Source organism: Enterobacter quasimori (assembly GCF_018597345.1).
Taxonomy (GTDB): domain Bacteria; phylum Pseudomonadota; class Gammaproteobacteria; order Enterobacterales; family Enterobacteriaceae; genus Enterobacter; species Enterobacter mori.
Genome location: NZ_JAHEVU010000011.1, coordinates 15593 through 26244 on the forward strand (window position 1 = coordinate 15593; position 10652 = coordinate 26244).

15 protein-coding genes are annotated in these 10652 nt (G+C 51.2%); 9 read left to right on the top strand and 6 right to left on the bottom strand.

Annotation, left to right across the window (positions count from 1 at the left end; genetic code table 11):
• The first annotated feature begins 96 nt into the window (after positions 1-96).
• The 3 genes from KK102_RS21930 to KK102_RS21940 are packed head-to-tail and all read left to right on the top strand — an operon-like array spanning position 97 to position 1172.
• The gene (locus tag KK102_RS21930) at positions 97-465 is read left to right on the top strand and encodes a DnaJ family domain-containing protein (RefSeq protein ID WP_126546508.1); all 369 of its coding nucleotides are present in this window, start codon (positions 97-99) and stop codon (positions 463-465) included.
• Between the two features lie 2 nt (positions 466-467).
• Entirely contained in the window at positions 468-899 is a 432-nt protein-coding gene (zntR, locus tag KK102_RS21935; RefSeq protein ID WP_126546507.1) for a Zn(2+)-responsive transcriptional regulator, read from the top strand.
• A 57-nt stretch (positions 900-956) separates the two neighbouring features.
• Positions 957-1172, top strand: coding sequence for an alternative ribosome-rescue factor A (locus KK102_RS21940; RefSeq protein ID WP_126546506.1), 216 nt, complete (start codon positions 957-959; stop codon positions 1170-1172).
• Here the strand turns inward: KK102_RS21940 and mscL are convergent.
• From mscL to def, 5 genes are all read right to left on the bottom strand, one after another.
• Complete coding sequence (gene mscL, locus KK102_RS21945) at positions 1169-1579, bottom strand: large-conductance mechanosensitive channel protein MscL (protein ID WP_014833515.1); 411 nt, start codon at positions 1577-1579, stop codon at positions 1169-1171. The genes KK102_RS21940 and mscL overlap by 4 nt on opposite strands.
• 146 nt (positions 1580-1725) lie before the next feature.
• Complete coding sequence (gene trkA, locus KK102_RS21950) at positions 1726-3102, bottom strand: Trk system potassium transporter TrkA (RefSeq protein ID WP_126546505.1); 1377 nt, start codon at positions 3100-3102, stop codon at positions 1726-1728.
• Positions 3103-3124: 22 nt separating this feature from the next.
• Positions 3125-4411, bottom strand: coding sequence for a 16S rRNA (cytosine(967)-C(5))-methyltransferase RsmB (gene rsmB, locus KK102_RS21955; protein WP_126546504.1), 1287 nt, complete (start codon positions 4409-4411; stop codon positions 3125-3127).
• Positions 4412-4463: 52 nt separating this feature from the next.
• Entirely contained in the window at positions 4464-5411 is a 948-nt protein-coding gene (gene fmt / locus KK102_RS21960) for a methionyl-tRNA formyltransferase (protein WP_126546503.1), read from the bottom strand.
• Between the two features lie 25 nt (positions 5412-5436).
• Positions 5437-5946: a peptide deformylase gene (gene def / locus KK102_RS21965; RefSeq protein ID WP_008503479.1), complete on the bottom strand. Its 510-nt coding sequence runs from the start codon at positions 5944-5946 to the stop codon at positions 5437-5439.
• Positions 5947-6073: 127 nt separating this feature from the next.
• On the opposite strand from def, the gene dprA reads away from it, so the two are divergent.
• The 6 genes from dprA to KK102_RS21995 are packed head-to-tail and all read left to right on the top strand — an operon-like array spanning position 6074 to position 9857.
• Positions 6074-7198, top strand: a complete 1125-nt coding sequence (dprA, locus tag KK102_RS21970) for a DNA-protecting protein DprA (RefSeq protein ID WP_126546502.1) — start codon at positions 6074-6076, stop codon at positions 7196-7198.
• A complete protein-coding gene (smg, locus tag KK102_RS21975; protein WP_042717081.1) occupies positions 7170-7643 on the top strand; it encodes a DUF494 family protein Smg in 474 nt (157 codons plus the stop codon). Before dprA ends, smg begins: the two co-directional genes overlap by 29 nt.
• A gap of 26 nt (positions 7644-7669) precedes the next feature.
• Positions 7670-8224, top strand: coding sequence for a DNA topoisomerase family protein (locus tag KK102_RS21980; protein ID WP_216358420.1), 555 nt, complete (start codon positions 7670-7672; stop codon positions 8222-8224).
• Positions 8217-8789, top strand: coding sequence for an L-threonylcarbamoyladenylate synthase type 1 TsaC (gene tsaC, locus KK102_RS21985; protein ID WP_126546500.1), 573 nt, complete (start codon positions 8217-8219; stop codon positions 8787-8789). The genes KK102_RS21980 and tsaC overlap by 8 nt, the downstream gene beginning before the upstream one ends.
• Positions 8790-8793: 4 nt before the next feature.
• Positions 8794-9612 carry a shikimate dehydrogenase gene (gene aroE / locus KK102_RS21990; RefSeq protein WP_126546499.1) on the top strand — a complete coding sequence of 273 codons (819 nt, stop codon included), beginning with the start codon at positions 8794-8796 and terminating at the stop codon, positions 9610-9612.
• A complete protein-coding gene (locus tag KK102_RS21995; protein ID WP_126546498.1) occupies positions 9609-9857 on the top strand; it encodes a DUF1488 family protein in 249 nt (82 codons plus the stop codon). Before aroE ends, KK102_RS21995 begins: the two co-directional genes overlap by 4 nt.
• Here KK102_RS21995 and KK102_RS22000 read toward each other — a convergent pair.
• A complete protein-coding gene (locus tag KK102_RS22000) occupies positions 9833-10387 on the bottom strand; it encodes a gamma carbonic anhydrase family protein (protein WP_126546497.1) in 555 nt (184 codons plus the stop codon). The genes KK102_RS21995 and KK102_RS22000 overlap by 25 nt on opposite strands.
• Between the last annotated feature and the right edge of the window lie 265 nt (positions 10388-10652).

The following is a 10652-nucleotide window of genomic DNA, read 5'->3' on the forward strand; positions in this document are numbered from 1 at the left end:
CGTAAAAAAACCCGCTCCGGCGGGTTTTTTTATATCCTCAGTATCACCACCTCTCTACAATATCTGTATCTTTTCTGTTCATCCGTGGAGATCATCATGTGGTTACTCGATCAATGGGTAGAGCGCCATATCAGCGATGCCCAGCGCAAAGGTGAATTCGATAACCTTCCCGGAAGCGGCGAACCGCTCGTGTTGGAGGACGATTCGCACATTGCTCCTGAACTACGTGCTGGATATCGCTTACTTAAAAATGCGGGCTGTTTGCCTCCGGAACTTGAACAGCGAAGAGAGGCAGTTGAACTTGTTGATCTACTTAAAAGTGTTCACAGAGACGACCCGCGACATATTGAGCTCAGCCGACGGCTGACGCTGATTGAGCTTAAACTCCGCCAGGCTGGCATGAGCACTGACTTTTTGCGCGGCGAATATTGTGAAAGGTTAATGCAGAGAATCAATGAGGAATAACTATGTATCGTATTGGTGAACTTGCAAAACTCGCTAACGTAACGCCAGATACCATCCGTTACTACGAGAAACAGCAAATGATAGATCATGAGGTGAGAACGGAAGGTGGTTTCCGTCTTTATACCGACAACGATCTCCAGCGCCTTCGGTTTATCCGCTATGCGCGGCAGCTTGGTTTCACGCTGGAGTCGATCCGAGAGTTACTCTCGATCCGTATCGATCCGGAGCACCACACTTGCCAGGAGTCAAAAAGCATCGTCCAGGCTCGACTGGATGAAGTTGAAGCCCGAATTCAGGAATTGCAGGCAATGCAGCGTTCGCTGCAAAGATTGAATGACGCATGCTGTGGTACTGCGCACAGCAGCATTTATTGCTCTATTCTTGAAACCCTCGAGCAGGGGGCCAGTGGTGAAACGGAAACTCAGAGGTGTTGATTTTCCCTCAGCACGGGCCTACACTCGCGTCAACATAAACCATGCTCAGGAGAAATTATGAGCCGCTATCAGCATACGAAGGGACAAATTAAAGACAACGCCATAGAGGCATTACTTCACGACCCGCTTTTTCGACAGCGAGTTGAAAAGAACAAAAAAGGGAAGGGAAGTTATCTGCGTAAAAACAAGCATGCAAAACGGGGTAACTGGGAGGCCAGTGGCAAGCAAGCGAATCGCTTATTTACCACTGGCCTTCCTGCTTTTAGCTGTTAAACGCGGTTATTCTGCTCTTTTAACAGATCGCGAATTTCAGTCAGTAACACTTCTTCTTTCGTTGGGGCAGGTGCCGCAGCAGGCTCTTCTTTTTTACGGTTCAGCCTGTTAATAAGCTTGATGGCCATAAAAATGGCAAACGCCACGATCACGAAATCAAATACGTTCTGAATAAACACGCCATAGTGCATCACAACTGCCGGAATATCCCCCTGGGCTTCCCGAAGCGTGAAGGCGAACTGTTTGAAGTCAATGCCCCCAATTAATAGCCCCAACGGCGGCATAATAATGTCGGCAACCAGTGATGAAACGATCTTACCGAACGCAGCACCAATAATGACACCCACTGCCAAATCCACTACATTCCCGCGCATCGCAAATTCGCGAAATTCTTTAATAAAACTCATTGTTCTCTCCTTGTGCCAGCTGACGAGTATAAGTTTAACAAATGATTAGCCAATTGCCATTCGGGATAATTAAACGTTATGAAAAATAAAAGGCACAAAAATGAAAAGGATAAAGTGCGGGTGCTCTTTCTCGAGCACCCTACTCTTTAAAGGAAGAATGGACTTGGCTGGAATAAACGTTCGACGTCGGTAATAAACTTTTTATCCGTAAGGAACATAATAACGTGATCGCCTTGCTCAATACGTAAATTGTCATTGGCAATCATGACGTCATTTCCGCGCACAACGGCGCCGATGATCGTGCCTGGCGGCAGCTTAATTTCGTCGATCGACCGGCCCACGACGCGTGATGTGGTTTCATCTCCATGCGCCACGGCTTCAATGGCTTCCGCTACGCCGCGGCGGAGCGATGACACACCGACAATATCCGCTTTACGAACATGGCTCAGGAGCGCGGAAATTGTCGCCTGCTGCGGCGAAATGGCAATATCAATAACGCTACCCTGGACCAGGTCGACATACGCCTTGCGCTGGATAAGCACCATGACCTTCTTTGCACCCATACGCTTGGCGAGCATGGCAGACATAATATTCGCTTCGTCGTCGTTGGTGACGGCAATAAACAGATCAACTTGATCAATATGCTCTTCGGCCAGCAATTCTTGATCGGACGCATCACCATAAAATACGATCGTATTCTGCAGCTTTTCAGCGAGTTCAGAAGCGCGCTGTTGATCGCGTTCGATCAACTTCACGCTATAGTCTTTTTCCAGTCGTCTCGCCAGACCTGCGCCAATATTCCCACCGCCGACCAGCATGATGCGTTTATAAGGCTTTTCAAGACGCTGAAGCTCGCTCATCACCGCACGGATATGCTGAGATGCGGCAATAAAGAAAACCTCATCACCGGCTTCAACAATCGTTGAGCCTTGCGGCCGAATAGGCCTGTCGTGGCGGAAAATGGCAGCGACGCGAGTATCGATATGTGGCATGTGCTCACGCATCGTAGACAAGGCATTACCAATGAGTGGGCCGCCGTAATAGGCTTTCACCACTGCCAGGCTTACTTTACCTTCCGCAAAATTCACAACCTGCAAAGCGCCTGGATATTCAATCAGGCGATAGATATTGTCGATAACGAGTTGTTCTGGCGCGATCAGGTGATCAATCGGTACCGCTTCAGAATTAAACAGTTTTTCTGCATCGCGAACATAGTCCGGAGAACGGATACGAGCAATTCTGTTCGGGGTGTTGAAAAGTGAGTAGGCAACCTGGCATGCCACCATATTGGTTTCATCAGAGCTGGTGACGGCAACCAGCATATCGGCATCGTCAGCGCCTGCCTCACGCAGAACGCGAGGATGTGAACCATGACCCTGTACGACGCGAAGGTCAAACTTGTCCTGCAAAACGCGCAGCCGATCGCCATTGGTATCAACAATCGTGATGTCATTGTTTTCGCCAACAAGATTTTCAGCTAACGTTCCGCCAACCTGTCCTGCACCCAGAATGATAATTTTCATATCTCGTGACCTGTTCTCAACATCACTCTTTGATTAGCTTAGCGTAAAAGAAACCATCGCCCTCTTCGGCGCCAGGGAGATTCTGCTGGCCAGGTCGTTCCGGCGTACCTGTATCGCGTAATGTTGCATCAGGCGTACGCTTAAGGAAGGCCGCAATTTGCTGGCTGTTTTCTTCCGGAAGTACGGAGCAGGTTGCATAGACCAGCGTTCCGCCTGGTTTAAGATGTGGCCAGATAGCATCGAGAATGTCGGACTGCAGCTGGGCAAGTTCGTTAATATCACGATCGCGACGCAGCCACTTGATGTCCGGATGACGACGAATAACGCCGGTTGCAGAGCAGGGAGCATCCAGCAAAATGCGATCGAATTGCGTTTCACCACACCATTCTGCGGGTTTGCGTCCATCGCCTTGCTTAACCTGAGCCTTCATGCCCAGACGCTTGAGGTTGTCGTAGACGCGTGAAAGACGCTGTTCATCGACGTCCACCGCCATCACGCTGGCCTGCGGAGCCACTTCAAGAATATGCGTCGTTTTGCCCCCTGGTGCGGCGCAGAGATCGAGGATCTGCTCACCGTTTTGGGGTTCAAGCCAGGTCATGCAACCCTGGGCAGAAGCATCCTGTACCGTTACCCAACCCTCTTCGAAACCCGGTAATGCATGTACCGGAGCGGGGGAGGCTAAACGTACGGCATCAGGGTATGCAGCGTGAGTGAAACCACTCATTCCAGCTTCTTCGAGTAATGCCAGCCATGCGTCACGGGTGTGGTGATTACGATTCACGCGTAACCACATTGGCGGACGCTGGTTGTTGGCATCGGCAATGTCCTGCCACCGCTGCGGATAAGCTTTTTTCAGCCGCTTCAACAGCCAGTCCGGATGCAGGAAGCGTGCTTCGTTTTGGGCAAATTCAGCCAGAAGCTCATCCTGCTGTCGTTGGAACTGACGCAGTACACCGTTGATCAGCCCTTTCAGCTGAGGGCGTTTAATCGCAACGGCACCTTCCACCGTCTCAGCCAGCGCGGCATGAGGTGGGATGCGGGTATGAAGAAGCTGATAAAAACCCACCATAATCAAATAGTGTACTGTGCGCTGCTTGCCTGTCATTGGGCGTGACATCAGCTTGTTAATCAACCACTCAAGCTGAGAAAGCGTGCGCAGAACGCCAAAGCAGAGCTCCTGAAGCAGGGCTTTGTCTTTATCAGAGACTTTTTGCTGCAGGGGAGGCAGGACGTTACTCAATGACTGGCCCTGCTCGATAACCTGCTCGACGGCCTGAGCCGCCATACTGCGTAGATTTTGTTTTTTCATAACCGTAAAAATAAAAATGCCCGGAAACACCGGGCCTTAAGAATAAATTTGCTCAGGCAAGACGATTGCCCGGAATAAACCATTCGCGACGAGAATTTAACAGATCCTGAGCGCTCATAGCCTTCTTACCGGCCGGTTGTAGCGATTCAAGATTCAGGATCCCTTGCGCAGTCGCCACCTGGATCCCGTTCTTGTTGGCGTCAACAATCGTACCGGGTTCAGCCGTGGTAGTACCGCTAATGACGGAGGCGTTCCAGACTTTCACTGGCTGCTCATCAATCTCCATCCAGCTCATTGGCCACGGATTAAAAGCGCGGATGCAGCGTTCAAGTTGAGCGGCCGACAGGGACCAGTCGATCCGTGCTTCTTCTTTGCTCAGCTTTTCGGCGTAGGTTACCAGCGCGTCATCCTGAACTTCCGGTTTTGCCGTATTGTCAGCAAGCTGCTGAAGCGTCTCGATAAGACCTCGTGGGCCAAGGTCTGCCAGTTTGTCATACAGCGTGGCGCTGGTATCGTCTGGCGTAATGGGGCAGGCCAGCTTATACAGCATGTCACCAGTGTCTAAACCTACGTCCATCTTCATGATGGTGACGCCAGTTTCAGCATCGCCAGCCCACAGAGAGCGTTGAATAGGTGCCGCCCCGCGCCAGCGTGGAAGAAGAGAACCATGCACGTTGACACAGCCCAGGCGTGGCATATCCAACACGGCTTTTGGCAAGATTAAACCGTAAGCCACTACCACCATGACATCCGCGTTCAGGTCTGCCACTAACTGCTGATTTTCCTGAGGACGCAAGGATGCGGGCTGGAAAATGGGTAATCCATGTTCTTCGGCCAGCACTTTAACCGGACTTGGCATCAGCTTTTTCCCACGACCAGCCGGACGGTCGGGTTGGGTAAAGACGCCAACAACCTGGTGACCAGAAGATAACAGCGCGTCGAGATGACGCGCTGCAAAATCAGGGGTACCCGCGAAGATAATACGTAGTGTTTTAGACACGTTGATCCTTGTATCCGGGGGGATCTTAGGCGCGAGAACGCAAGCGATCCAGTTTCTCTACTTTCTGACGAATACGCTGCTGCTTGAGTGGCGAGAGGTAATCGATAAACAGTTTACCGACCAGGTGATCCATCTCATGCTGAATACAAATCGCCAGCAGGTCGTCTGCTTCCAGCTCGAACGGGTTACCGTCACGATCCAGAGCGCGAATCTTCACTTTTTCCGCACGCGGTACTAAAGCACGCTGTTCCGGAATGGAGAGGCAGCCTTCTTCAATACCCGTTTCACCGCTCTTTTCAAGCAGTTCCGGATTGATCAGCACCAGACGGCCATCGCGATTCTCAGAGACATCGATCACGATAATACGCTTGTGAATGTCTACCTGAGTCGCCGCCAGGCCAATACCTTCTTCGGCGTACATGGTATCGAACATATCATCGACGATACGCTGAATTTCTGCATTCACTTCTTTAACCGGTTCAGCGACGATGCGAAGGCGCTCGTCCGGAATATGTAACACTTGCAAAACTGCCATAAATTTCCAGAGTCGTGTTCAGGAGTTGATAAGAATACTACCTCTATTCTAGACAAATCCCTCATCGATTGACAGCATCAGTGACCAATCGCAATGATTGCGGAGGCTGCTTGTGGCAGGGGAAAGGATGACGTCGACAGAGATATGGTTACGGTTAATTCACATAGGTCCTCTATGTGGTGATGCAATGCTGAAGGCCGCATCACAGCTCAGTAAACAGACGACGATTGATGGCGTGACGCTCCGTGAAGCCGGATTGTCAGCAGCGCAGGCTGGGCGATTTCTTGCGCTCACTGAAGGTGAGGTTGAGCGTAGCCTTGTGTGGCTGGAACAGCCGGGGAACCATCTCTTAACTGCCGATCACCCCCTTTATCCTCCTTTGCTTCGTACTTTTCCTGATTATCCCGGGGCATTATTCGTGACGGGGAACCTTGAGGCCCTTAATGCCGTTCAACTTGCTGTGGTCGGAAGTCGTGCGCCTTCCTGGTATGGTGAGCGATGGGGAAGGATCCTGAGTGAGCAGCTCTCACAATGCGGTTTCACCATTACCAGCGGACTGGCCTGTGGCATTGATGGCGTGGCCCACAACGCGGCCTTATCAGTACAAGGCGCAAGCGTGGCGGTGTTAGGTAATGGACTCTTTAGCATCTATCCCCGTCGCCATCAGGCCCTGGCTAAGCGCCTCATTGATTCGGAGGGGGCGGTAGTGTCTGAGTTCTCACTATCTACGCCCCCCAGACCGGCGAATTTCCCTCGACGTAACAGAATTATTAGTGGGTTAAGTCAGGGCGTGCTGGTTGTTGAGGCTGCTTTGCGAAGCGGTTCGTTGGTTACGGCAAGATGTGCGCTTGAACAAGGGCGAGAAGTCTATGCTTTACCCGGTCCGATAGGAAACCCAGGATGTGAAGGGCCGCACTGGCTCATAAAGCAAGGCGCAACGCCTGTAACTTGCATAGAGGATATCCTGGAAAATTTACGGTATGGCTTGAACCGGTTAACAGATGAACCTAAAAAGCAACATTATTCGTCAGATCAGGAGAAGGTGGCATTGCCATTTCCCAAGCTCCTGGCTAACGTAGGAGATGAGGTAACACCTGTTGACGTTGTCGCTGAACGTGCCGGCCAACCTGTGCCAGTAACGGTAGCACAGCTACTTGAACTGGAGTTAGCAGGGTGGATCGCAGCTGTACCCGGCGGCTATGTCCGATTAAGGAGGGCATGCCATGTTCGACGTACTGATGTATTTGTTTGAGACTTACATCCACAACGAAGCAGAAATGCGCGTGGATCAGGACAAATTGACACGGGATCTTACCGAAGCAGGATTTGAGCGGGAAGATATTTACAATGCGTTGATGTGGTTGGATAAACTGGCTGATTATCAGGACGGCCTCGCCGAACCGATGCAGCTTGCTTCCGATCCCTTATCTGTACGCATTTACACCGCTGAAGAGTGTGAAAGGCTGGACGCCAGCTGCCGGGGATTCATCTTATTCCTTGAGCAGATTCAGGTGCTAAACCTCGAAACGCGAGAAATGGTGATAGAGCGCGTCATGGCGCTGGATACGGCAGAATTCGAACTGGAAGACCTCAAGTGGGTGATCCTGATGGTTCTGTTCAATATCCCAGGCTGTGAAAATGCCTATCAGCAAATGGAAGAATTACTCTTTGAAGTGAATGAAGGTATGCTGCACTAATTCAATGTGCGGGACCAAGAGTTGTTATGGCCAAATCAGCACTATTCACGGTGCATAAAAACGAGCCCTGCCCGCAGTGCGGGGCTGAGCTCGTCATTCGGTCCGGGAAACACGGCCCGTTTCTCGGTTGTTCACAGTATCCGGAATGTGATTATGTCCGTCCCCTGAAGAGCCAGGCGGATGGACATATCGTGAAAATTCTGGAGGGTCAGCATTGCCCACTCTGCGGTGGCGAATTAGCACTGCGACAGGGACGTTTCGGCATGTTTATTGGATGTAGCCGCTACCCCGAATGTGAGCATACGGAACAAATTGATAAGCCAGATGAAACGGCAATTGCGTGCCCTCAGTGTCAGCGCGGTCAGCTGGTGCAACGGCGCTCCCGCTATGGTAAGAACTTCCATTCGTGCGATCGCTACCCTGAATGCCAGTTCGTTATCAATTTTAAACCGGTAGCGGGAATCTGCCCTCATTGCAATTATCCGCTACTTATAGAAAAGAAAACCGCGCAAGGCATGAAACGCTTCTGCGTCAGTAAACAATGTGGAAAGCCGGTTTCGGCGGATCAAAACAGTGAATAATAACCTGCCATCAGGCTCCATTGCCCATGCCGTGGACGTACTGAAAAATGAAGAAGTCATCGCCTATCCAACAGAAGCTGTTTTTGGGGTCGGTTGCGATCCTGACAGCGAGACGGCTGTGAGCCGTCTGCTTACCCTGAAACAAAGACCCGTCGAGAAAGGGCTGATTTTGATCGCTGCGAATTACGAGCAGCTTAAGCCCTACGTCGATGATTCCATGCTGACGCCAGCGCAGCGCGAGAGTATCTTCTCCGCGTGGCCTGGACCGGTGACCTTCGTTTTCCCGGCGCAGCCGACAACCCCACGCTGGTTAACCGGACGCTTTAATTCCCTCGCCGTTCGCGTCACTGACCATCCGCTGGTGGTGGAGCTTTGTCTGGCATTTGGTAAACCACTGGTCTCAACCAGCGCCAACCTGACCGGGTTGCCACCCTGCCGCACAACCGAAGAAGTACTGGCGCAGTTCGGGAATGACTTCCCTGTCGCTGTCGGTGAAACGGGAGGGCGCCTGAATCCGTCTGAAATTCGCGACGCTTTGACCGGCGAACGTTTTCGCCAGGGGTAATCTCATGGAAACCTATGCTGTTTTTGGTAACCCGATCGCTCACAGTAAATCGCCATTGATCCATCAGCTGTTTGCTGAACAACTGCAGATAGATCATCCGTATGGTCGCGTGCTGGCCCCTGTCGATGCATTTGTGACGACGCTGAATGCCTTTTTCGAGGCGGGAGGTAAAGGTGCGAATGTCACAGTGCCCTTTAAGGAAGACGCTTTTGAACGCGCGGATGAATTGACCGAGCGTGCGGCGCTTGCTGGCGCGGTAAATACGCTAAAACAGCTTGAGGACGGCCGACTTCTGGGTGACAACACCGATGGGATTGGTTTACTCAGCGATTTAGAAAGACTCTCATTTATCAAACCTGGTTTCCGGATCCTGTTGATTGGCGCGGGCGGGGCATCACGGGGCGTGCTGCTTCCTCTTCTTTCAATGGATTGTGCGGTAACGATTACCAACCGAACATTCTCCCGTGCAGAAGAGCTGGCTGCGCTGTTCGCCCATACCGGTAGCGTCAGTGCCGTTGCGCTTGATGACCTTGCAGACCATGAGTTCGACCTTGTCATTAACGCGACCTCCAGCGGTATTGGCGGCGAAGTGCCCGCGATCCCTGCTTCGTTGGTAAGTGCCCACGTTTATTGCTACGACATGTTCTATCAGAAAGGCAAAACACCTTTTCTAACCTGGTGTGAACAACACGGCGCGAAGCATCTGGCTGATGGTCTGGGCATGCTGGTGGGCCAGGCGGCTCATGCAGTACTGCTCTGGCACGGTGTGCTGCCTGCAGTGGAGCCCGTGATCGAAAAACTGAAACAGGAACTGATGGCGTGAATCAGGCGATCCACTTTCCTGACAGAGAAATCTGGGATGAAAATCAGCAAGCGGTTTGTTTCCCGGTGCTGGTGCACGGAATGCAGCTGACCTGTGCAATTACTGGGGAAACGCTACTGCGTCGCTTTGGCGGTTCAGACCCGTTATCGGTATTTTGCGAAAATCGCTGGGATCTTGAAGAGGAAGCCAGCGATTTAATCCGCGATCAGCAGGAAGACGATCAAGGCTGGGTCTGGCTGTCTTGATCCAGATATTCATTCTTCCATTTGACGTAGTTATTTGCTGAGTATTTTAATCCTTCGATCTCCGCCTCTTTTAAGGGGCGGATCTGTTTTACCGGACTGCCTAAATAGAGATAGCCGCTTTCCAGACGTTTGTTTTGCGGGACCAGGCTACCGGCGCCAATCATCACGTCATCTTCTACTGTTACGCCATCCAGTAAAATTGAACCCATACCAACAAGTACCCTGTTGCCTATTGTGCAGCCGTGGAGCATCACTTTGTGACCGACGGTAACGTCTTCCCCAACGATTAGAGGGTTACCTTCCGGGTTATAAGAAGATTTATGCGTCACATGAAGAACGCTGCCGTCCTGAATGTTGGTGCGTGCGCCGATAGACACAAAGTTAACATCTCCCCTGATCGCAACCAGTGGCCAGATACTCACATCATCGGCCATTCGGACATCGCCAATCACGACGCTACTGGCATCGATCATCACGCGATCGCCTTTTTGGGGGAACAGATCTTTATAAGGACGTAGTACTGCAGACATATCTACCTCGACAGATGGACGCTATACAGAAGACTTTGATCATATTTTGGGATCGTGGCAAGGCAAAATACGTCAATATTTAAGCAGATCGGGCGGGATTTCAGCGAAAAGCGCGGAAAATCAGCAGTCGGAAAAAAAGATCTAAAAAACACTTGTGCTAAAAAATGGGATCCCTATAATGCGCCTCCATCGACACGGCGGATGTGAATCACTTCACAAACAACCCGGTCGGTTGAAGAGAAAAAATCCTGAAATAACGGGTTGA

Bases quoted from the DNA above. Each gene is read 5' to 3' on its own strand.
- KK102_RS21930 (WP_126546508.1), top strand. From the start codon at position 97: ATGTGGTTACTCGATCAATGGGTAGAGCGCCATATCAGCGATGCCCAG.
- zntR (WP_126546507.1), top strand. From the start codon at position 468: ATGTATCGTATTGGTGAACTTGCAAAACTCGCTAACGTAACGCCAGAT.
- KK102_RS21940 (WP_126546506.1), top strand. From the start codon at position 957: ATGAGCCGCTATCAGCATACGAAGGGACAAATTAAAGACAACGCCATA.
- mscL (WP_014833515.1), bottom strand. From the start codon at position 1,579: ATGAGTTTTATTAAAGAATTTCGCGAATTTGCGATGCGCGGGAATGTA.
- trkA (WP_126546505.1), bottom strand. From the start codon at position 3,102: ATGAAAATTATCATTCTGGGTGCAGGACAGGTTGGCGGAACGTTAGCT.
- rsmB (WP_126546504.1), bottom strand. From the start codon at position 4,411: ATGAAAAAACAAAATCTACGCAGTATGGCGGCTCAGGCCGTCGAGCAG.
- def (WP_008503479.1), bottom strand. From the start codon at position 5,946: ATGGCAGTTTTGCAAGTGTTACATATTCCGGACGAGCGCCTTCGCATC.
- dprA (WP_126546502.1), top strand. From the start codon at position 6,074: ATGACGTCGACAGAGATATGGTTACGGTTAATTCACATAGGTCCTCTA.
- smg (WP_042717081.1), top strand. From the start codon at position 7,170: ATGTTCGACGTACTGATGTATTTGTTTGAGACTTACATCCACAACGAA.
- KK102_RS21980 (WP_216358420.1), top strand. From the start codon at position 7,670: ATGGCCAAATCAGCACTATTCACGGTGCATAAAAACGAGCCCTGCCCG.
- aroE (WP_126546499.1), top strand. From the start codon at position 8,794: ATGGAAACCTATGCTGTTTTTGGTAACCCGATCGCTCACAGTAAATCG.
- KK102_RS22000 (WP_126546497.1), bottom strand. From the start codon at position 10,387: ATGTCTGCAGTACTACGTCCTTATAAAGATCTGTTCCCCCAAAAAGGC.